Annotated in this window: 22 protein-coding genes; all 22 read right to left on the bottom strand. The window is 38.4% G+C overall.

The window, feature by feature from the left end; all coding sequences use genetic code 11:
• A partial coding sequence (locus tag V7112_RS11875; protein ID WP_335419593.1) for an NADPH-dependent FMN reductase occupies positions 1-525 on the bottom strand: 525 nt, incomplete at its 3' end.
• Positions 526-792: 267 nt separating this feature from the next.
• Complete coding sequence (locus tag V7112_RS11870) at positions 793-1,377, bottom strand: putative ABC transporter permease (RefSeq protein ID WP_335419590.1); 585 nt, start codon at positions 1,375-1,377, stop codon at positions 793-795.
• Positions 1,378-1,461: 84 nt separating this feature from the next.
• Positions 1,462-2,652: a DUF2812 domain-containing protein gene (locus V7112_RS11865; RefSeq protein WP_335419587.1), complete on the bottom strand. Its 1,191-nt coding sequence runs from the start codon at positions 2,650-2,652 to the stop codon at positions 1,462-1,464.
• Positions 2,645-2,965, bottom strand: a complete 321-nt coding sequence (locus V7112_RS11860) for a PadR family transcriptional regulator (RefSeq protein WP_335419585.1) — start codon at positions 2,963-2,965, stop codon at positions 2,645-2,647. The genes V7112_RS11865 and V7112_RS11860 overlap by 8 nt, the downstream gene beginning before the upstream one ends.
• Positions 2,966-3,118: 153 nt before the next feature.
• Positions 3,119-3,880 (bottom strand): isoprenyl transferase, encoded by a 762-nt coding sequence (locus tag V7112_RS11855; protein WP_335419582.1) that lies wholly within the window; start codon positions 3,878-3,880, stop codon positions 3,119-3,121.
• 45 nt (positions 3,881-3,925) lie between these two features.
• Complete coding sequence (locus tag V7112_RS11850) at positions 3,926-4,135, bottom strand: helix-turn-helix domain-containing protein (RefSeq protein ID WP_335419579.1); 210 nt, start codon at positions 4,133-4,135, stop codon at positions 3,926-3,928.
• Between the two features lie 10 nt (positions 4,136-4,145).
• Positions 4,146-4,637, bottom strand: a complete 492-nt coding sequence (locus V7112_RS11845) for a DUF2975 domain-containing protein (protein WP_335419576.1) — start codon at positions 4,635-4,637, stop codon at positions 4,146-4,148.
• A 186-nt stretch (positions 4,638-4,823) separates the two neighbouring features.
• Positions 4,824-5,018 carry a hypothetical protein gene (locus V7112_RS11840; RefSeq protein ID WP_335419573.1) on the bottom strand — a complete coding sequence of 65 codons (195 nt, stop codon included), beginning with the start codon at positions 5,016-5,018 and terminating at the stop codon, positions 4,824-4,826.
• Positions 5,019-5,035: 17 nt separating this feature from the next.
• Positions 5,036-5,953 (bottom strand): DMT family transporter, encoded by a 918-nt coding sequence (locus V7112_RS11835; protein WP_335419570.1) that lies wholly within the window; start codon positions 5,951-5,953, stop codon positions 5,036-5,038.
• Positions 5,954-6,114: 161 nt separating this feature from the next.
• Positions 6,115-7,113, bottom strand: coding sequence for a LacI family DNA-binding transcriptional regulator (locus V7112_RS11830; protein ID WP_335419568.1), 999 nt, complete (start codon positions 7,111-7,113; stop codon positions 6,115-6,117).
• A gap of 69 nt (positions 7,114-7,182) precedes the next feature.
• Positions 7,183-8,064, bottom strand: coding sequence for a DMT family transporter (locus V7112_RS11825; RefSeq protein WP_335419565.1), 882 nt, complete (start codon positions 8,062-8,064; stop codon positions 7,183-7,185).
• 103 nt (positions 8,065-8,167) lie between these two features.
• Entirely contained in the window at positions 8,168-11,227 is a 3,060-nt protein-coding gene (locus tag V7112_RS11820; RefSeq protein WP_335419562.1) for a glycoside hydrolase family 2 TIM barrel-domain containing protein, read from the bottom strand.
• A gap of 48 nt (positions 11,228-11,275) precedes the next feature.
• Positions 11,276-12,103 carry a carbohydrate ABC transporter permease gene (locus V7112_RS11815; protein ID WP_335419559.1) on the bottom strand — a complete coding sequence of 276 codons (828 nt, stop codon included), beginning with the start codon at positions 12,101-12,103 and terminating at the stop codon, positions 11,276-11,278.
• Entirely contained in the window at positions 12,100-12,927 is an 828-nt protein-coding gene (locus tag V7112_RS11810; protein WP_335419598.1) for a carbohydrate ABC transporter permease, read from the bottom strand. The genes V7112_RS11815 and V7112_RS11810 overlap by 4 nt, the downstream gene beginning before the upstream one ends.
• A 196-nt stretch (positions 12,928-13,123) precedes the next feature.
• Positions 13,124-14,416 (bottom strand): ABC transporter substrate-binding protein, encoded by a 1,293-nt coding sequence (locus V7112_RS11805; protein WP_335419554.1) that lies wholly within the window; start codon positions 14,414-14,416, stop codon positions 13,124-13,126.
• 544 nt (positions 14,417-14,960) lie between these two features.
• A complete protein-coding gene (locus tag V7112_RS11800) occupies positions 14,961-16,898 on the bottom strand; it encodes an FtsX-like permease family protein (protein WP_335419551.1) in 1,938 nt (645 codons plus the stop codon).
• Positions 16,895-17,650 carry an ABC transporter ATP-binding protein gene (locus V7112_RS11795; RefSeq protein WP_335419546.1) on the bottom strand — a complete coding sequence of 252 codons (756 nt, stop codon included), beginning with the start codon at positions 17,648-17,650 and terminating at the stop codon, positions 16,895-16,897. Before V7112_RS11795 ends, V7112_RS11800 begins: the two co-directional genes overlap by 4 nt.
• A 91-nt stretch (positions 17,651-17,741) precedes the next feature.
• A complete protein-coding gene (locus V7112_RS11790) occupies positions 17,742-18,746 on the bottom strand; it encodes a sensor histidine kinase (protein ID WP_335419543.1) in 1,005 nt (334 codons plus the stop codon).
• Positions 18,743-19,435, bottom strand: coding sequence for a response regulator transcription factor (locus V7112_RS11785; RefSeq protein WP_335419596.1), 693 nt, complete (start codon positions 19,433-19,435; stop codon positions 18,743-18,745). The genes V7112_RS11790 and V7112_RS11785 overlap by 4 nt, the downstream gene beginning before the upstream one ends.
• 214 nt (positions 19,436-19,649) lie before the next feature.
• Positions 19,650-20,780 (bottom strand): Ger(x)C family spore germination protein, encoded by a 1,131-nt coding sequence (locus V7112_RS11780; RefSeq protein WP_335419539.1) that lies wholly within the window; start codon positions 20,778-20,780, stop codon positions 19,650-19,652.
• Positions 20,777-21,877, bottom strand: coding sequence for a GerAB/ArcD/ProY family transporter (locus V7112_RS11775; protein WP_335419534.1), 1,101 nt, complete (start codon positions 21,875-21,877; stop codon positions 20,777-20,779). The genes V7112_RS11780 and V7112_RS11775 overlap by 4 nt, the downstream gene beginning before the upstream one ends.
• Positions 21,874-23,409 carry a spore germination protein gene (locus tag V7112_RS11770; RefSeq protein WP_438823884.1) on the bottom strand — a complete coding sequence of 512 codons (1,536 nt, stop codon included), beginning with the start codon at positions 23,407-23,409 and terminating at the stop codon, positions 21,874-21,876. The genes V7112_RS11775 and V7112_RS11770 overlap by 4 nt, the downstream gene beginning before the upstream one ends.
• Positions 23,410-23,417 lie beyond the last annotated feature (8 nt).

The raw sequence follows: 23,417 nt of genomic DNA, 5'->3' as shown, positions 1-23,417 counted from the left end.
GTGTAGATCTTGTGGTTTGAAATCTGCGCCATTTTCGAAATCTGTGAATAATGAAAGTGTTGGATGTGTACGAACGTCCGCGATCATTAATTCACCCATGATTCCACGTAGGTGTTCAGCAGCACGTGCACCACCAGTTGAACCGTAACTTACGATACCAGCAGCTTTGTTGTTCCAAGCTTCACGAGCAAGGTCTAACGCATTTTTCAATGCACCAGTGATAGAGTGGTTATATTCTTGAACGATGAATACGAATCCATCAAGATTAGCTAGCTTTTCATTCCAAGCAGCGATTCCAGGTGCATCTGCTTCACCTAGGAATGGTAATTTGAAGTCTGCGATGTCTACGATTTCGTAGTTTGCATCTCCACGCTTATCAGCGATTTCTTTAACCCATGCTCCAACTTGAGGACTTACGCGTCCTTGACGAGTACTTCCTAAAATAATACCAATGTTTAATTTTTCGTTTGACATTACTTTTTCCTCCTTTTGTTGATTACCAAAAAGTTTATCTAATAAACCCATGATGTCTCTCCTTTTTATATTAAAGGGATTTTTTGTAAAATACCTTTAATTTATTTATCTCAGAAGTATTTATCTTAACTTCAAGATAAATGATATATTAAAAACATATTCTTGTCAACCAAAAAGACCTAAAAAGAATTAAAAATTAAAAACACCTAGTTAAACTAAGTGTTACATTATATTTTCTTATTGTCGTCTTACTCTCAAAAAATGAATATACAAGATAGAAAAAAGACCAAATCAATTATGATTTGATCTAAAATAAAATTATTGAATTGGGTTCCCTGCACGTATTTTTTCCGGGATGTGTCTTCTAATCGCAAAAAGAAGCTCACCTAAAAAATAGAGTGCTACAGTTGGCCAGATCCACGCCCAATAGGTTCCAACCGCCCCATACAAGTTCTCAAATACTGGTTGAATATAGGCTAGACAAACTAACGAGAGTGCAATCCAACAAACCGAATATGAAAAACAAATATGTCCTTGCAGCTGCCACTTATGTTCTGAGTAGTCCCACCATTTCCGGCCAAAAAACCATTCAAGAAGGAAGCCACTGCAATACTCCACTACTGTTGGGATTAAAAAACAGAGAAACAACACCACGGACCAATGCATACCTTTTCCGATTAAAATGATTAACATAAGGGGTGCGAACCCGTACATGGGCTTAAATGGTCCAAAGAAAAAGTTATCTTTAAAAAACACTCGTTTCCTGGCATAGTTATAGCTGTTTTCAAGGAGCCACCCCAAAAAGGAATAGACGGTAAAGAAAAAGACGACTGCCATTGCCCCATCCCAAGATAGGAGCACAGGCATCTCAAATTCAAAACCTGTAACTAAACTCTGCAACACCGACAAATCACCTCAAGGATTATATTCCCGTTTAGGATTTGCGCCTTGTTGGTTAAATATACCTTTGAAAAGAGTCCAAATGATTTATTCTATAATCTTCTTTTCAATAACTTTTATGACCGAATTTACATCTGCATTACCAAAATAACGGACAAATATAACGTCTTTTCCTTTTGAAGCAAAAACTTCTTTATAATCCTTTTCCTCATGAATAATTAAATGATCAAAGCTTGGATGCTTTGTTTCAACAAAATCTTCTAAACTATTGTCATAATTATATCTTTTTATTAAATCAGAAATCAGGTTATCCGCCATGGACGGCAAACTCAGTTGATAATACTTTGTTGTAATACTTGGCGAATATTCACCACTTCCATCCTTCCACATTTCTCCCGGTACCACTCCATTTTCATCTGATTCATATTGCACAGGTGCAAACGGACTCCAATTAGATGTATACCGATTAGACCAATCAACATTATCTTTCATATATTCAGATTCTCCCCGAACTAATGATGGATTTTGCTCGATATCTGCTAATCTCACAATTGGTAAGTCGATACTTGTTTCAGGCAAGGTTTTCGTATCCATTTTTACAAGCTGTGTGATTGGCATGATTGCGGTTAATCCAGCAACTAGCATAAAAAGAAAACCAATAATCGAATTTATTCGATGGCGCTTCTTCCAAGGCGCATGATGATCAATCGATTTTCCTTCAATCAGATCTTTTCGTAGAGCACGAATGGAGATGGCTGCTTGAAGTGAAAGATATGCCTGATATCCAATAATGATTGATAAAATCGTTTGTGAAATAACTAACCCTTCAACTAAGATATAGGTCGGTGTCCCATCAAGAAACCAAACGGAAGACAGCATGCCAATAATTAATAGCATCGCAACTACAACGAAACCTGCATTTAAGACTAACTTCTTGTCCAGTTCCTTTAATGTAAAGGATTGCTCTGTAGTGTCAGTATGTATCTCTGGTGCATCCAGCTCATCGGGTGATGAAAACACTTGAAAATATTGATAGCTCGTTATATAATCCCAGCCACTTTCCGCATACATCTCTAATTGTTCAGGTGATACCTTCTTTTTCATAGATACTTCGATTCTGTATTTCATTTGTTTTGGTTCACCTTTTACAAAGTGAGCAAAAAATTTACCCATCTTTTTTAGATGTAACCCTTTGGCTGCCATGTCTTGAAACCAGCTTTCATGCTCACCGATTCGCCAATAATCACTGGGACGAATTTTTCGAACGATTTTATTCATTCCCATCACCACCTTCTAAAATATTCCCATCTTGAATCATTGATTTTAGTCGATCATACTCAACTCTTAATGCTTGTTCGCCATCATCTGTAATTTCATAGGTCTTTCTCCTGCCATCGTCTTCTGCTAATGAAATGAGGCCATCTTTTTGCATTCTTGAAAGTACTCCGTAAAGGGTCCCCGGACCCATTTTCACCCTCCCATTAGATACGTCTGTGATTGCCTGCATAAGCTGATACCCGTGGTTTGGATGCATTAATGCCAGGAGTACATAATACATCGCTTCCGTCATTGGCCCTCCGTTATATGCCATTCTCTATTTCCCTTCTTTCGTCCTATCGAGATATTATGCCTCTCGATATTATGCATCTCGATATATCGCATAACATAATAATACTTTATACATTTCTTAATGTAAACAAAAAAAAGACCATCAAGATGATGATCTCTTCAAATAATGTTTTTCTTAGATTCCGCCATACCTTCTTTTTCTTTGCCTGTATTCTTCCAGTGCTTGCAAAAATTCCTTTTCGGAAAAATCTGGCCACAGCACATCTGTAAACCAGAACTCCGTATAGGCCAACTGCCAGAGCAGAAAATTGCTCAAGCGTTTTTCCCCACCAGTGCGAATAAGCAGGTCAGGGTCCGGCAGCCCATCTGTATACAAATAACGTGAAAATTGCTGTTCATCTAGATCATCAAGGGAAAATTTTGAATCGCTTATATCCAAGAACATATCTTTCATAGCTTTCAAAATCTCGTCCCTGCCCCCATAATTGAGCGCAAAATTTAACTGAAGACCGTCATTGTCACGAGTACGTTGAATTGCATATTGAATGGCTTCACGTGTATGGGCCGGAAGATTTTCCATATCCCCGATTGCCTCAATACGCACATTATTGGAGATGAGTTCTGGCAGATAAATATGAAGAAACTCCTTAGGTAGTTTCAATATCGTATCAACCTCAAGCTTCGGACGTTTCCAATTTTCCGTGGAAAACGTATAAAGTGTCAGAACCTTCACGTTGCATTTGACTGCTGCCCTCACAATTTTTACGACAGTAGATACCCCTTCTTTATGGCCGGCAACTCTAGGCAAGCCCCGCTTCCGGGCCCAGCGTCCATTTCCATCCATTACGATTGCTACATGATCCGGTGTATCATGGTCAGCAAACTGGACGGCTTCATTCAATTGTTTATGATTAAAAAAAGGAATTTTCATTGCCATTGTCTTTCCCTCCATTTGGATGATGTACCTGTCCTGAGTGTCCCATCATTCTTCGTTTCGGTATTCTAGTAGTTCCCCTGGTTGACAGTCTAAAGCTTTGCAGATTGCGTCTAATGTGGAGAGTCGAATCGCTTTTGCCTTTCCATTTTTCAAGATAGAAATGTTCGCCATTGTGATTCCGACTCTTTCTGATAGTTCTGTTACGCTCATTTTCCTCTTAGCTAGCATCACATCAATATTAATAATAATTGCCATTGTTTTCACCTCAGACCGTTAAATCATTTTCTGTTTTTATACGAATCGCTTCCTGCAACAGTTTTTTTAGGACTGCTGCAAAGACAGCGATCACCATTGAAGCACCAACAACAACCATTCCGATTAAAACAAGACCTGGCGCATCATCCCACTGCGCGATGATGAAGATAAATGGTAATGCAGCTAGATACAAACAACTGATAGTGATGGCGCAATTCCTAATTATTTTTAGAGAATGTACAGATATATCCGAGAACGCAATGTTCCGGTCAATATAGTTTAAAAGTTTAAATGCTTGAAACAATGCAGTATAATACGGGATTGCCGAAACATACATCAGGGTTAAAATCCCTAAAACTATATATCCCAATGTTGCACCGTCTGCCGCTTCCCCAAATGCTACAATAGCAATCCTTGGTAGTAAAAATAAGCATAGAGCCAAAACGGGAATTCCCATTACAAATACAGCAAACCTTAAAAAACGTGTTGAACTTAGTTTCATAAAATGCACCTCATTTAATTAATGTCAATTTAATTTAACATAGTTTTTATTGAATTACAATAAATTATTATTGAATTTAGTTTCGTTTTTATTGTAATGGGACAGATGGACAGGTTCATTGTCCCAAGTTTGACGAGGAACTGTGTCCCAAAACAAAAAAAGCGCCCTTATGGACACTTAATGAGTTTAGGCATACAGCCAAATATAGATGGCTACTGCAATTAACGAGAGCAGGATAACCACTGCATAGATTACGGTTAGGTTGATGCTGTTTCTTTTGGTTTTTTCTCGATAGTTTGCATCCCCTTTTCCCGCTATAAGCATTGTTCCGATTAAGGCGATAATACCAAGTACGATAACGAGTATAATTGCCACTTTCATTTTGTATTCTCCCCCGATTATAATGATGTTTCATTTTCTACTAAAGTCTTTTTAGGTATTCTTTCACTTGTTTCTTGAACGATGATTACGGCTGCAATCACCATGATAATCCCGACATATTGCCACATTTGCAATGTTTCCTGGAAGATAAAAAAACCTATGATGGACGCAACAACTGGTTCAACTGTTGCAATAATGGAAGCCCTGCTTGATTCAATATGCTGTAATCCTTTTGTATAGAGTATAAACGCCATCATCGTGGATAGAAAGCCTAGTCCTACTATGTATAGCCATGATTTACTATCTGTAAACAGATGCACCGCAGATCCAATTCCACTAAATGGTGTTACTCCGACTGCTGCAAAAATAAACGTATACACTGTTACTGTAAGTGAATCATATTTTTGAAGTGCAAACTTCCCAAAGATACTATAGAGTGCATAAAAGAAGCCGGAACCGACTCCAACTATCAATCCAAAGAGTGAGATTGTCCCTGTAAAATGCGGAAAGACCCCCACTACAAAAGCACAGCCCACAATCGTTACACCAAGTGCCAGCATTTTTCGAAGGCTAAGCTGCTCTTTAAATAGAATTCTTGCAAAAATCGTCACAAATGCTGGTGCTGTATAAAGTAGAATGGCTGAAACGGAAATGGAGGTTTCTTCAATCGCCATAAACATACACCAGTTAAAGAGGACAATACTGATGATTCCAGTTCCAATAAAGTATTTGCTGTCTGAAACCTTGATTTTGAATGCTTGTGGATTTTTCAACAGGGCATATGTGATTAAAAATATGGAGGCCGCGATCGCTCTTACTGCCACAACCTGCAATGGAGTAAAACCAATTGCGTACAGATTGCTTACAAACAAGCCAATAATCCCCCATAATGATGCACCCGCTGCAATTGAAAGCCCCGCCATTTTTTTGTTCACAAGTAGCTCCTCCGATTCATGTATTGCCCACATACTACCAGATTTTCTGACTATTGAAAAGAATTTACCCATTTATTATAGCAAAGAAACGAGACCACCGAAAATCAAGGCTTGGAATAAAAATGAAAACCACGAAACTGAAGTTCCGTGGTTTTTATTTTTTATTTCTTTACATTCGCTGCACTGCCTCTGACAATGAGCTTCGTATGAATCGTTATTTTTTTACAGATTTCGCGTTTGGTTGCGATGAGTTCCAGCAATAAGTCGACCGCCGATTCTCCCATAATCTCTGTGTACAGCTTGACTGTGGTAAGCGGTGGCACCATGTATTGCGCGGAGGAAACGTCATTAAAGCCAACAATGCTGAGGTCATCTGGAATTTTTACACCTAGCTCATAGGCCGCTTTATAGCATCCGACTGCAATCGAGTCGTTAGCGACAAAAAGGGCCGTTGGCTTTTCTTTTTGACTCATCATGTCTTTAAGAATTTGATAGCCGTCCTTTGGATTATAGCCGCCAATTTTGACGAAATCCTCGTTAAAAATTCCTTTTTCTTTTAAATAGGATTCAAAGACGTCCTGTCGTAAGTCCTTGAAGCGGTTGCCATACATATCGGTTTCGACACCACCGATAAACCCGATGTTTTCATGACCTAAGTCAACCAAATAATTAAGTGCTTTTTTCGTTGCTGAGTTAAAATCTATCACCACTGCATCGAAATGATCCTCATCAGGGTTAGCATCCACAAACACCGAAGGCTTATCCAGACCTTTGATAAATTCAATATCTGCTTTTTTAAAGGTTCCAAGGCAGATGATTCCGTCCAATTTTGAAAGGCTTCTTTTTGTGTCGTCTTTGGTAATCTTTACGATTTCCATCCCCATGTTTTCAAGCTTTTTTTCTAGCGCGACCCGAATTGATAGATAATAGGTGTCGACCAATTCCTCTTCAAGGGAATAGGAATAGTAGAGTCCCACTACCCCTTTCTTCTTCGTCTTTTTCTTTTTCGGGGTAATGACATAGTTTAGTTCCTCTGCCGCTTCGAAAATTCGCTTTCTAGTCTCTGGTGCAACATTTAACGTCTCATCATAGTTTAACACCCGAGAAACCGTTGCCATGGAAACCTGTGCTAAATCTGCTATATCTTTAATCGTCGCCATTTTTCATACCCACTTTATTCGATATACTCTTATTTTAATACAATAGATGTCCCTTTTGGAAAAAACTTACTACACGGCTTCTTTATAGCTTTTTTTCTTTAAAAATTTCAGTTTCGTTTCAGAAAGAATGATGGCTAAAAGAATAATAATAGCTCCGATAATCATTCTTACTGTTAATACCTCACTTAAGATGATGACGGAGAATATCATACCCCAGAATGCTTCTGTTGATAAAATGATGGCCGCATTCGTTTCAGTTGTGAATTTCTGTGCGACTGTCTGCAGTAAAAAGGCTATCGTTGTAGAGAACACACCTAAGTACAGAACCGCTGATACCCCCTCAAAACTAGGAGCAAAGCTCGTTTCACCTTTGAAAAGGACGACGATAAAGCCTAAAACGGTGGCAGCGGCCATTTGGATGACAGTTAACAGCACCGGGTCCTCATCCTTAACAAATTGAGCTGTGTAGAAAATGTGAAATGCGAACCCAACAGCACATAATAAAGTTAGGATATCCCCGAAATTGACCCCTCCAGAGAGCTGCAATGACAATACACCAATACCGGTTACTGCAAGGACTGCACCTAGCAACTCAAATTTATCCATTTTTCGTTTAAAGATGAAAAACGCAATAATTGGCACAATCACGACATTCACTGCTGTTAAAAAGGCATTTTTCGATGGGGTGGTGTATACTAAACCAACCGTTTGCAAAGCAAATGCCAGATATAGAAAGATCCCAATGACCGAACCTTTTATAATCGTGCTCTTCTTGATATTCTTTAGTTTCTTAAAAAAGACTAGGCTTAACAAAATGACACCAATCAAGAAACGAATCGCAAGAATTTGATACGGTGTGAAATGATCAAGCGACACCGCACTTGCAACAAACCCGCTTCCCCAAATGATAGCTACAATTGTAAGACCTATTTCCCCAAAATATTTCCGCATGTAATCCTCCACCTATGGGACTCAAGGGACAGGTCCCTTGTCCCGCTTTTTTAGTTTTGTGGGACAGTGTACCTGTTCCATTATCCCATTCTTATTGTTAATTTTATCGTACAATAAAGAATTTGGCTGCTTCAACTAGATTTTCTTTTTTGGTGCTGCGAATTTCAAATTGAAGGTGGAAGTCCTCGATTACTGTGCGATATGGTGGAAGCTGGTCCTCACCACAGCTATTGCTGCCGACACCACTCTGCTTGTAATCAATCGTCAACACATTGAATGGTGACTTTTTGATTTTGCCGCGGTGCTTCGCTTCTTCAAGTGCACTTGATTCATAATCATGAATCGTGAAATCATGCTCTTCTTTAAAATTGATGAGATACGCATTCTCACCTTTTGTTACCGCAAGGAAAGAAGTGTCACATCTTGATCCATTTTCTTGCGGATAGACATAATCCGTATGCATTTCTTGAACGGTCTTCGTATATAATCCAATCGGCTGGCTACGTTTTGTATCCTGGTAGGATTCGGAATCTCCCCGACCATACCAAGTGACATTGTTGTAATCTTGGTTAAGATGCATTGTTACCCCAATTCGTGGCAGCATTTCTGGAATTTCTATGCCACGTAGAACCTTTTCACCTTTTAAGTCCACATTCAGAGCACCATTTTTCGTGATGCGGTAATTGTACGTTAAGTGAAAGCCCCATGCCTGGTTGACGGTTGATAAAAACTTCGTAATAACAACGTCTACATGATTTTCTGTTACTTCATAAGAAACCTCACCGAGCTGTTCTTTCGTATTTTTAAGGAAGTACTTATTAATCCAGTCATTCTTTTTATACATATCATTATCGATAATCGCTCTCCAAAGGGTTACTTCCGGTCCTCTGTTAATAATTTCTTCCCCTTCAGATTCGAAGGACTCTAGTGTTCCATATACGTTTGAGAAAACAGCCTTAAACTTATCATTTTGGATTGTAAGTTGTGCTGCACCGTCTTCAATCACGAAATCCGTTCCAGTTGAAGCGACAGCTTTCACTGCTTTTTCAACCTTGGTAGATTCTAATAAGAAGCTTTCCTTTGTAATTTCATGACCTTTTTCGGCGTAAAGAGTATCTTCAGCTTCGCGGAAGCTTAAGTAGATGCGAACATCATCATGCTGAGATGCCTTCGCTACATCAACTGGTAAAGTGACTTCTACCACTTCATGTGCTTGGATACTTGGTAGTTTCATTTCTTTTTCCTCGATAAGAGTACCGAATGATTTTACTTCGATGTGAAGGACGACTCCGTTTAAGTCTTTAAAATCGTATAAGTTTTTCACTCGGATTTTTCCCTCAGCCAGATTTACTTCTTCAGTCACAATTGGTTCGATGACCTTTTTGTATTCAATTAGACCCGGTGAAGGAGTTCTGTCTGGATACACAAGCCCGTCAATACAGAAGTTTCCGTTTGTTGGGAAGTCTCCGTAATCTCCACCATATAGATAATAGGTTTCGCCATTTTCGTTCTTGACTTCGATTCCATGGTCACACCATTCCCAAATGAAGCCACCCTGTAATCGAGGATACTTTCTCATTACTTGTTGGTACTCTGTTAAACCACCAGGGCCGTTCCCCATTGCATGACCGTACTCACAAAGAATATGAGGCTTCTTGCCCTCAGCATCTTTGCCGATTTCTTCAAGAGGCTTTATGCGAGTGTACATTGTTGTGTAGACGTCACTATATGCTGCAACTCTGTCACCCTCGTAATGTACTAACCTAGTCGGATCGATTGCTTTGATGGCGTTATACATCGCAGTAAAATTGCGTCCAGCACCGGACTCATTTCCCAGTGACCACATGATGATACTTGGGTGGTTGCGGTCCCTTTTAACCATTCTTACCGCCCGGTCCACATATTGTTTTTCCCATAGCTCATTGTCAGAAATCCAATTGTAGTTGCCCGTGTTTTCAAAACCATGACACTCAAGGTCTGCTTCGTTAATGACGTATAGACCGTACTCATCACATAAATCATAAAACACATCATTATTTGGATAGTGAGCTGAACGAACTGCATTGATATTGTGCTGTTTCATCAACTTAATATCCTGCAGCATATCCTCATAGCTTACTGTTCTTCCAGTCTTCGGATGTGCATCGTGACGGTTTACCCCTTTAAAGAAAATACGTTTTCCGTTGACACGAATTTCGTTGTCAATAACCTCGATTGCACGGAATCCAATTCGAAGTGGCACGATTTCTTTGTTACCATTGGGAAGTGCATATTCAAACACAAGGTTATAAAGATTTGGTTCCTCCGCATTCCATAACAGTGGATTTTCTACTAATCTACTCATTTCGAATTTGCCGTCAACCACTTCGATTTCAAATTTATCGACTTTTTCACCTTGATGGTAAAGCGTCGCAAATAGACCTTGTACATGGTCAGTTAAAAACGCACCACCCATTTTCAATGTAAAATTTTCATAGTTTTCATCAGGAAGTGTTTCTACATAAACATCCTGAAGCGTATCCTTATTGATTTTAAAGAGTTCCACACTTCTAAAAATTCCTGATAGCCACCACATATCCTGGTCTTCTAAGTAAGTACCATCAGAGAACTGATACACTCTTACAGTCAGTCGGTTGCTGCCTTCTTTTACATACTCGGTGATGTCAAATTCAGATGGAACTCTGGAAACTTTGCTGTAACCAACATGCTGGCCATTCACATATAAATCAAATGCAGAATCGACCCCATTGAATTTTAAAATAAGTGCCTCGTTGCCTGCTAGGTTGGAAACCTCTAGCTCTCTAAAATAAATCCCAGTTGGATTTTCCTGTGGTACAAATGGTGGGTTGATTGCAAATGGGTATAGTACATCTGTGTAATGCATATTTCCATAGCCCTTGATTTGCCAACTAGATGGAACTTCGATATCGTCTAAACCTTCGATTGCAAAGTCCTCCGCTTCAAACCCCTTTGGTGAAAGTTCTGGTGCATCTACAAATAAGAACTTCCACACACCATCAAGCAATGTATATCCAATACTTTTTTCTCTATCAAAAGTTGTTGCCTTCTCTTTCGTTTCATATCTGTAAAAATCAGTATGGGCAGGGAGTCTGTTGATCCCCGTCAGATGGATGTTTTCCCATCTCTTCATTTCACGTCTCATTTTATCTTCCTCCGAAAACCTATATTTACGATATTTATATTTTTTTAATTACTCTTTAACTGATCCACCCAATATCCCTGATATAAAGTGCTTTTGCATAAGCAAGAAAAATACCATGATTGGAAGAGTCGACAAAGCTGTTCCAAGCATTAATTGCCCATAGTCAATTCGTGCCAATCCAATTAAGCTTGATAACGCCACAGGCAACGTAAACATATCCTTTGAATTCAATGTAATAAGTGGCCAGATTAAACTGTTCCATTGTGACATAAACAAAAAAATCGAAACGGCAGCCAATGCTGGGCGAACAACTGGTAAAACAATTGTAAAGAAAATTTTAATTTCTCCAGCCCCATCAACACGCGAAGCTTCAATAAGGGAATCAGGTATTGCCAACATATTCTGCCTCATTAAATAAATAGCAAATGGTGATGCTAAAGTTGGTAGTATAATAGCCTGATACGTATTAAGCCAATTAAAAGTCACCATCAACTCGAATAATGGAATCAGGGTAACCTGATATGGAATCATTAATGAGCATAAGATGATGAAGAAAATCACATTCTTCCCTTTAAACCGATACTTAGCAAACGCATAGCCTGCCATTGCAGCTATAAGTGTACTTAAAACCGTATAGATAATCGCAATAAAAATTGAGTTCCAAAAAATACGTGCAATTCCTAGCGACTCTTTTAATGACGCAAAGTTATTTGCGAGAAAATCCCCCGGTGACAATTTAGGTGGTAACGAAAATATCTGCCCGGTTGGAAGGGTTGATCCTACCATCATCCAATAGAACGGACCAATTGAAATAATTACACCAATTAGTAGTAAGCCATAGATAAGTATTTTTGAGAATTGATTGGAAGTTTTCATTCGTCTGAGTCACCTACCAACTTCATTTGAATCCATGAAATAACAGCAATGATTAAAACAAGTACATATGCAATTGACGATGCGTAACCAAATTCAAAATATTTAAAGCCAACCTCATATAGATAAAGCGTAATCGTCATTGTTGCACTGTTTGGGCCACCTTCAGTTAAAATAAATGGTTCATCAAATAATTGAAGTGTACCTATTGTTGACATAACAACTGTAAATACGAAAACCGGTTTTAGTTGCGGAATTGTTATCATAAAAAATTGTTTGAATTTACTTGCTCCATCAATGCTTGCAGCTTCGTATAAAGAATCAGGGATATTTTGCAAACCTGCTAAAAAGATAACCATGTTATATCCCGTCCATCTCCACGTCATAACTAAAATAACCGAAACTTTCGCCCAAAAAGGTGAAGTAAGCCACGCAATCGGTTCAATGCCTACAAATGATAATAGATAGTTTACAAGACCAAATTGCTCATCCAGCAAAATCATGAAAACAATGGATGCGGCTACTAGCGCCGTGATAGCAGGCATAAAAAATGCAATCCTAAAAAAACTTTTAAATTTAACCATTGACGAGTGAAGTCCTACAGCAATTAATAGTCCAAGAAACAGCATCAATGGTACTTGAACGATTAGAATTTGAAATGTATTTAATAATGATTTATAGAAAATCGGGTCTTGAAATAACCTGGTATAGTTTGATAATCCAACAAAGGTTTTTTCAACTCCCCGAACCTCTTGGAAGCTTAATATAAATGAAGAAATCACTGGATAAATTGTAAAAATGATAATTAAAAGAAGAGCAGGTCCCATAAAAAAGTACGGTGCATTTTTGGGCGTAATGAACTGTGAACCGACTCTCTTTTTGGTTTTTCCCTTTACATCTGTAGTGAATGAAACGGCCTTATCCGGTTGTTCCACTAAAACACACCCCTAACTATTAATAAAGATGAGGGTTTTTTTTACATCATTTTCGTCCACCCTCATCCCAAAGATATATAAGTTGATCCTATTTTTTAATCTCGTTTTCTAATTGCTTACTAGCATTTTCCAATGCTGACCCAATCTCTTTTTTCTCAAGTAAAATCGATGCTTGTGTATTACTCATAACTTTACTTGCACGAGCAAAGTTTTCATCTAACGGAATCTCAGGTACTTGGTCTACAATATCAGACACCTGCTTAAAGATTGGGCTCTGATTAAAGTATTCACTGTCAGCAGTAAAGATTGGAGAATCATACGTGCTATTTAAAGAAGGGAATAAACCAAACTTTTCAAACCCAACTAGTTGCGCATCTACATTCGTTGTAAAATACTCAACGAAAGCATATGCAGCGGATTCATTTTTACTTGACGATGGAACCAATAAGGATGAACCACCAACGTTTGCATATCTAATTCCATCATTTGTGAAGCTAGGAAGATAGAAGATATCCCATTTTCCAGCAAGATCAGGAGCTTGGTCCATGATTGTTCCCGCATACCAAATCCCATAAGGAATTGTCGCTACTGCACCATTTACAGTGGCTGTTACAATTCCATCCCAGCCATCATTATTAAAAACTAAACCCTCTTCATGTAATTTATTAATTACTTCCATTGCTCGGACCGCTTCCTCTGATTGAAGATTGATGTTTCCTTCAGCATCGAAATAAGAGAGTCCTTGTTGCTGAAGCATCATGTGAAACACACCATCGTATTTTGCAATATCAATTGGTAAAAGCTGCGCACCTGTTGCTTCTTTAATTTTCTTTCCAGCTTCGATGTAATCATCCCACGTTTTAATTGAATCTGGGTCAATGTTAGCCTTTTCAAAAAAATCAACACGGTAGAACATAACAGCCGGACCAATATCCCAAGGAGCAGCTATAATGTCACCATCTTTATTCTGAACAGAAGCCATTTTAGCTGGGTTGAATGAATCTTTATGCTGGTCATAGCCATGTTCGTTCAGTTTCATGAATCCTTCTGGAAACTGATTAAGATATCCAGGAATTCGTTCGTCTTCCATAAGGATTACATCCGGTAAACCTGAACCTCTTGCTGCTAGACCGACAGTTAACTTCTCATATAAATCCGAGCTATTGAAATCTTCTACTGTAACTTCAACATCAGGATATTTTTTCTGGAATTCTTCCACAGCTAGATTCATAGTTTCAGCTGCAACATCCCATCCCCAAACGGTAATTTTCCCTGCCGGATTATCAAAATCCCCTGCAGATCCTTGATCATCCGTCTTGTTTGAACAAGCCGATACTACTAATAACAATAAAACCATGATGAATGAAATATACTTTTTCATTTTCATAACCCCTTTTTTTGTTAAGTCAGTTCGTTTTTTCTTAATTTACAGTTTTATTATAAAAGTTATTTTAGTAAATGTAAACGCTTTTATCATATATTTTACTAAATATGTTTTTAACTATTATATAAAGTTCTCTATTTAAAATGGCTAATTCGTGGATTTTCTCAAAAATTTTTATATAAAAAAACATACATTTCACAAAATGTGTAGTTTTAGAGTGATAGTTTTAGTAAATAATAGTTAAGTTTGCTTTTGATTCAGAGATCTTTTGTTCCAGAAGGTGCATGCATGGGATAATTATGAAGGACTTTTGATACGGAATTTTCTCCCAAAATGGTCTTCATCCGGCTTATGAAAGACTTTCCGAACGAAATTTTCGCCTGAAATGGTCTTCATCGGGCTTATGAAGGACTTTCTGAACAGAGTTTTCTCTCAAAGGGGACTTCATGCTTACAAAACTACTAAACTACTAAAACTAAAACTACTAAATTCATCAAACTAAAAAAGCCGATTCCCCACATATGAGGAAATCGGCCACGTCTTACAACGCTTCTTTTATCAACTTCTTATAGTACATCACAGATAGAATTCCGAAGATGGAATAGAGCATAGTATAGAAGACCATGACGATGATCATCGGTGTCCAAAGCTCGGTCCCGAAGAAGAACCAGCCTGATTTTACAGCAAAATAGCTATGGCATAAGCCGACGATTAACGGAATGCCAAAGTTAAACAATTGCTTCGCCTTGATTCCGTTTAATAAATCGGTTCTTGTAAAACCAAGTTTACGTAAAATGGTGTAGCTTCCTTTTTCATCCTCTCCTTCATCCATTTGTTTGAAATAGAGGATACAACCTGATGTAATTAAGAAGGTCAATCCGAGAAATCCGACAATAAACATCATAAAGCCCATACTCTGTTTTTGCTTAGTAAATATGTCTAACTGGGATTCATGTCCGGCCCATTGTCCTATTTCTAGGTCATTGAAGATTTGATTGGCTTCTTTTAATTCTGATCTTTTGTCGATATCGATGCCGACATAAACCGGGAACTCACTAAACACTTCCGGGTCAATATCTGCAGCTAATTGTTGGTAGACCGCGTCATCGACAATTGCAACCGGAAAACCACCGCCGGTTAATCGCATTGGAAGCAAACGTTTATCTTCATATTTAATAAAGTTCAATTCGAACGTTTTTGTTTTCCCGGACATCGTGAATGGGCCCGTTTTAAAGGTCATGAATGCTTCTAAGGCAGCATTACTATTAACAAACACTGACTCGTTATCCCTTACATCAATATCCTCCACAAAGCGATCCGACACCACGGTCATCGGAGCTAAAAGATCCTCATTTCCAGGTAGCTCAATTTCTAAGACATTGGATAAATCAGTATTCACACTCATCAAATCAATTTCTGTTTTCGTAAAACTAATTTGCTCAGATTCTAGCAAATCCGTAAATTGTTTCGCTCGTTCTTCGTTCGGAATCGAAAAGTCATTCACAACAGATTCACCCGCTGCTTTTTCAGCTGAATAATACGAAATATAGGTGAGAGACAGCAACCCAAGTGCCAATGCAGAAACAGTCGTGATGACGGTTAGTAAGACCGAATTAGATTTCATTCGAAACATGATTGACGATAAGGACAACACTTTATTAACCGTTAAATACCCGTTATCCTTTTTACGAATCAAATTAAAAACAAACCGGATGGAGCCCTTGTAAAAGAAATACGTTCCGATGATCACTGAAGCAAGAATTGCAATCATAACCGTAAACATTTGCTCCATCATTGTGAACTGACCATCAAATAATTTCGTCGATAAATAATATCCAAAGACTATTAGCGTAAGTCCAAGAATCCCCATAATGACTTCTAACACAGAGACCTTTCGTTTTCTATCCTCTGCTGTTGAAGTCGTATGGAACAATGATAAAATCTGTTGCCTTTTAATAAACAACGCATTCATAGCCATGATGACCACATAAATGACCACAAATACAATTACCGTTTGAACAAGTGCTTCTGTTGAAAACCGAAGCTGGGCTACCTCTTCAATCCCAATTATTTTCAATAAAATCATCATCACAAGCTTCGAAGAAACAAATCCGAGGAAGATTCCGATGATCATTGAGCCAAAATACAAAATCATATTTTCAACACTTAAAATCCAAAATGTTTTTCCTTTTGAGATTCCGACTAGCTGGAACAATCCTATTTCCTTACCGCGACGCTTAATAAATAACGTATTCGCATAGACAAGGAATACCGTCACGATGGCGATTAGCATGACGGTTGCAGATTTCATCGCTGCTGCCCCCTTAATCGACCCCTCCGTTACATCCATTGCTGGGTCAAACTGCAGCGTCACAAAGGCAAAATATAAAGCAATACTAAAGATTAGCGCAAACACATATAAATAGTAGTTTTTGATGTTCTTTAGCAGATTTCGAAAGATGAGAGATTTGAAGCTCATGCTCCCACCCCGCCTAACACAACTTGCGTCTTAATGATGTCATTGAAGAAGTCCTGTCTGCTCTCATCACCGCGATTTAATCTCGTAAAGATTTGCCCATCTCTAATAAAAATGACGCGGCTACAATAGCTTGCTGCTTGCGGGTCATGGGTGACCATGACAATCGTTGATTCGCGTTTTTCGTTTAAATCACTTAATTTATTCAGTAAATCTGAGGCGGATTTCGAGTCTAGTGCACCTGTTGGTTCATCCGCAAAAATAATGCTAGGCTCATGAACGAAAGCACGTGCTGCTGAAGTTCGCTGTTTTTGACCACCTGAGATTTCATTTGGATACTTATCCTTGACTTCAAAAATACCTAATTCCTTCGCCACATCCTCAAACATGATTTGAGCAGCATTTGGAGAAATTTTGTTAACAGTTAGTGGTAGCATGATGTTTTCTTTTACCGTCAATGTATCTAATAGATGATATTCCTGAAAAATAAAGCCGAGATGGCGTTTGCGGAATTCGGCTAGTTCCTTATCCTTCATGCTCGTAAATTCCTTGCCCTCCACACGAATCGAACCTGAACTCACTCGGTCAATCGATGAAAGCACGTTTAACAAAGTTGTTTTTCCAGAGCCAGACGGACCCATTATTCCGACAAACTCTCCCTTTTTTACGTCAATATCAATTCCTTTTAAAACCTCTTGGCGGTTCCACTTGTTGCCATATGTTTTTACAATTTTATTAGCCTCTAAAATATTCAATCGTATCAACTCCTTATCTCTATCATAGACAGGATTTAGCGCTTTTTCCTTCGAATCAGCTAACAAAACATGAAAGCATGTGACACTTTTGTCACATGCTTGTTAGTTTGAGAAAGTCGTTCTTTTCTGGAAAGGTTAAGGTGAAAGTCGTACCCTCTCCATATTTAGAATTTACATCAATGCGAATTTTTAACGGCTTCGCTGCATTCTCCGTAAGATAAAGACCCATGCCAGTTGCAGCATGATCCCGATGATTGGTTGTAGACGTGAAGCCTTTGTCAAAAATACGCGGCAGGTCCTTCTCCTTGATTCCTCGTCCGTAATCTTGGATTTCAAGGATGACTGCGTCATTTTTTTGATAGCTCCGAATGTCGATATCGGCATTTTCACTGTATTTCACGGCATTGGTTAACAGCTGTCGTAATATAAATTGAAGCCATTTTCCGTCGGAGTATACCTCTGTCGTATCAAATGTCATTTCAAAACCAATTCCTTTTTGAAAGCACCATGATTGCAGGGAACGGATTTCTGGAATAATTAATTTTTCCAAATCAACTTTTTCGAAATAAAGATCATTTTCCATAAAAGGGATACGGCGCTGATGCAGTTGTTGGTCGAGAAGCAAGTGAACCCGAAGCCATTCAGACATGAGTTGTTCCTTTAATTTGTGATCTTCGACTCTTTCAATCATTAATTTCATGGTTGTAAGTGGCGTCTTTACTTCATGAATCCAGGATAGTATCTCATCCTTCTCCTGTTCAACACTTGTTGCATGACGGCCTATTTCTTTTATGTAAAATTGATGTTGTTGTTTAAGAGTCAATTCTACTATTTTCTCAAACGGGGTCTTTCCATCTTGAAGACTATTAACACCTACAGTCGAATCCCATTCCTCTATATTTTTATAAAAAGAAACTTCTCGATTGTATCGAATGATGAGAAATAAGGTAAAAATGACGAAAAAAACAAAAATAATATAGAGCATAGAGCGAAATGAAAGGGATGGATCGAGATATCCAATCAACAGGATTAACACCTGGAGGAAGCAGAAAAATAGGATCCAACTACGCCTTTCGATCAGAAATTTTTTAATCATATGCTTGCCTCTTCTTTTGCCATATACCCTTGTCCAACTTTTGTTTCGATATATTGACCAAGGTCGATTTCTCCGAGTCGTTTTCTTAAGCGATTGACGTTCACTGTAAGGGTGTTGTCACTCACAAAACGTTCGTCATCCCATAGGCTTTTAATTAATTCCTCGCGGCTGACGATTTGATTGCTAGACTCGAGAAGAATTTTCAAAATGAACATTTCATTTTTAGTTAACTCAATTGTTCCGATGTCATTTTGCACGGTATTTTTCACGTAATCAACAGAAGCCCCATTCCAAATTTTTAAATGAATTTGCTTTTCAATGCTATAGTTGTAGACTCTTCTAAGGACGGCCTGAATTTTCGCAATAAGGACATCAAAATTGAATGGCTTCTGCACAAAATCATCGGCACCGAGCTGCATCGACATCACCATATCTGTCGGATGGTCCCTTGAGGATAGAAAAATAATCGGGACCTTCGAATGCGTGCGAATCATCCGGCACCAATGAAAGCCATCAAACTTCGGCAATTGAATATCAATAATGACCAAGTCCGGCTGGATCCCCGTAAATTCCTTCATCACATTGCCAAAATCTTGGATGCCATACACATCATACGACCATTGCAACAACCGCTCCCGAATCTCGCCGAACAACGCCATATCATCTTCAATCAACAAAATCTTAAACACACTATCACCATTTCCTTCTGGGTCACTCAGGACAGGCTCTGCGTCCAACCATTTTATGGAAATAACCCCCTTGTGTCTAGGAATAGACTCCTGAATAAATAATACCATAAACTACCACAAGAAGCCTGAATCCAATGATGGATTCAGGCTTCGATATCTCGGGCTGGAATTTGTCCCGATGGAGCCAGGAGAACCGTCCCTATGGTTACTGCAGTTACTTACTCGTTTCATTGACTGTGCCCATGGCCTTAATATCTATTTCAACGGATACATCAATTTCGGCTTGTGATAATGCTTCACCCCAATTATCTTCGACTTTTTTAAATTGATTGTACTGATAGGCTCTAGCGTAGATTCCAAATCCAATTGGGTCAATTTTATAATCTTGTATTTTTTTAAACAGTTTTTCGTAATCCGTTTTCAACCGCTCCTCAATTGTTTTCTGGATTTCCTTTTCATTTGATTTCGTATCTACTGATAATAAACTTTCCTGAATAACGACGGACATAGAGATTTTGACATTAAATTTAAACTTGTCCATGTCATGGGATGTTTTAATTTTAGACTTCACATTTTTCACTTCAAAACTTAGATCGTTTTTATGAAAAAGCCCGTCCTTTTTATCAGTCGGTATCGTGATTGTCGTGTAACTAATTGGATGTTTGCGATTATGCTTTAAAAAAAGTAATAATGTAGATTCTGATAAATCAAGAGAATCTACATATTTTCCTCGATCATTAAGCAACGCGATTCCATTTACTTCAACCCTTTCACGCTTTTTTATATCGGATAAAGCTGGTGTCACACCTTTCTCATAAAATTCAGAATGAAGCTCTTGGAGAGTCCCTTTTTCCGTCCTTGTTCGTTTATGGTTTTTATCAAGGACATTCTTCAAGTACATCACAAGCTGTGCATGGCTTTTCGGCTGATAGTTAATGATATCCGATACTTGACCGTCCACAATGACAACTCTTGTATTAAGCGAAAAATTACTGTTCCGATACATCGTATCTAACATTGGAAACCAGTCTTCATGTTCCACAATCCGCTTTCCCAATAAGAGAATCTGGATTTTGGCACCAGAAACCTCGCCACTTGTCACTGAGTCAAAATACTTCCGAGAATCTCGTATCGTATCAGCTTTTGTGTGATATGACTCCGTTTGCACCTTTGCTCCCTTACTAAATACAGGACTAGACTCATAAAAAATGAGGTTATTGTCATCATCAAGATCAATCCCATAGATGAAGACAATCGTCGTATCCTCTAAAGGAACTTGGTATCCACAGCTTGTGAGCATCATTAAAAGTGGAATGGACAAAAGAATACGAAAACAACGCTTCATTTCAAGCTCCTCCTCTTCATTAGACCATGCATGAGGACATATCCCCATAAACAAATAGGGAAAGCATACGATAAGAAGAAACTTAGTGCATGTAATTTCTTACTCCATATCAAATTAATATGTACAGAAGGAGGAAACAAAAAAACAAAAATCACACCAATTACTAGGAACCATAATAACGGTTTTGTATGTTCCTCTTTTCCAAATAACCAGCTTATACTAAACACAGACACGAACATAAGCGGGAGGACTTTTGTAGACATCACAAATATATAAAATGCGAACAACACAATCTCTAATCGTTCGATAAATGTAAGTTCAATGACCTTCAAGAGTGTGATGGTTGGTTCATTAAATTTTGTAATTTCATCAGGACTAAAAACGACAAATGCCACAAGCGTAATAATTAAATAGGCAAACATGGTAATTGTATTTGCAATAACAACTCCAATTGAAGCAGTTTCTTTCTTTTGCAAAAAAGGATAAAGGTAAAAAGCGATTTCAAATCCAACATATGTAGTAATGGATAATTTTACAGTTTTCATGATGGGGTGCCAGCCTTCCTTTAAAAGGGGAAGCAAGTTTAGAAATTGGGCATCTTTTAAAGAAAACATATATAAGAAAATCGTCCAAAGCGTCATAAAAAAAACAACCACCGAATATCTGCCTAGAATTTGAACATTGTTACGGACCAATAAATACGTAGGGATTGATAACAATATCATGAGTAATGATATGGATATTCGCGGTAAGACCCAGGCTTGTATAAACATCGCTTCTGAAATAAACGAGTAGAGGGCTAAAAAACCAAAATACAAGGCCAGGATAACCCCCCCCACTTTACCTACCCACTTACCAAAGTAATATGTCAACAGGTCAAGAATCGTTCCATTCGGGTGTTTTTTCATAATTTGAATAATAACTAAACTAGTAGCTGTAGCAAAGAACCACCCTATAATAATCCCGATCCATCCATCAGTTCCCGCCTTTTCTGCTAAATCTCGAGGTAAGGTAAGGACGCCAACCCCAATTTGAACACCATGAATCAATAAGATGAACTGTAACAATGTGATTTGTTTACCTTTAACATTTATCATTTTTTGTCACCCTTTGGACGGCTAGAATCGGCCCTTCTCAATTGAATGGCCAAAGAACTAACTGGACGTTTGAGGATAGTCCATTGTGGCAAACGTATAAACAAATCCTTCCAGTCCTGAATCCGTAGGGGTGAAACTGGACTAGCATAGGAGACACCAAGTGATTTTAACTCAATAAGATGGATGATCAAAATCATTAATCCTACACTTAATCCAACAAATCCAAATAAAGAAGCGATAATCATCATTGGAAATCGGATAAGCCGGATGGAAGCACCCATTTGATAATTCGGGATGATAAAGGAAGCAACGGCTGTTAATGCGACAACAATAACCATAATATTACTGACTATGCCAGCCTGTACTGCAGCCTGTCCAATGACAATACCACCGACGATTCCCACGGTTTGCCCAATTTTTGCTGGAAGTCGAATTCCTGCTTCTCGTAGCATCTCTAGGGCAATCTCCATAATTAACGCTTCAATGAACGGTGGAAATGGCACTCGTTCCCTCGACACACCAATGGACATAAGCAATTTCAATGGAATCACCTCGAAATGAAACGCAATGACCGCAATATAAGTCGCCGGTAAAAAGATTGCCATAAAAAAACCAACATACCTTAATAGCCGGATAAAGGAGGCGACCAACCAACGTGAGGTATAATCATCCATGCTTTTAAAAAAGGAAAAAAATGTAGCTGGAGCAACTAGGACATTGGGTGACCCATCAACCACGATTACAATTCTTCCTGCTAAAATTTCCAAAGCAGTAAAATCGGTTCGCTCCGTTAAAAGAAATTGAGGAAATGGTGAATAAGGATTATCCTCAATGTATTCCATTAAAACTACACTATTTAAAATACTATCAACCTTAATCTTTTTAATCCGGGTTTCAAGTTCCTTTAGCAAATCTGGTTTCGCAACATCGGCTAAGTATAGAATGGAAACCTTTGTTTTCCCTCTTTCACCAATGGTGTGTTCTTTTATTTTCAAATTTTGATTTTGGATATGTTTTCGGATAAGTGCAATGTTTGTGCTTCCTGCTTCAGTAAACCCGATATGCTCTGCATAAACGGAAGACTCAATCGGTGTATCTTCGACTGAACGTTCAGGCCATTTTCCTGTATCTAAGAGGAATGCTACAGAGGATTGTTCAACAAATAACACACTTTTCCCCTGTAAAATCCCTTCTTTAATTTGTGACCAAGTATTCGCTTCCTTTATTTGACCGATTGATACCTTTAGTGTAGAATCCTCACTATTTGCATCAAACTGAAATAACAATGGTTTTATGACATTCTCATTGATTTTTGTACTATCCGTTAGCCCACTTAAATAGACGAGTGAACTGTTAGCATTTGTTTGTTTTATCACAAGGGATGTCACAACCAAATCTGGCGTTTCACTGAAAATGCTTTGTATGTTGGTGATGTTATCTTCTAATTTCGAGTTAATCTTTTCATTGGATCCTGAATTCCCTTGTGGCTGGGATTGTTGCTGCTGATTTCCACTGGATCCTGAATTTCCCATAGACTGGG

The organism is Bacillus sp. JJ1566 (assembly GCF_036962685.1).
Classification (GTDB): Bacteria; Bacillota; Bacilli; order Bacillales; family Bacillaceae_L; genus Ferdinandcohnia.
This window is presented reverse-complemented; position numbering and strand designations above follow the sequence as displayed.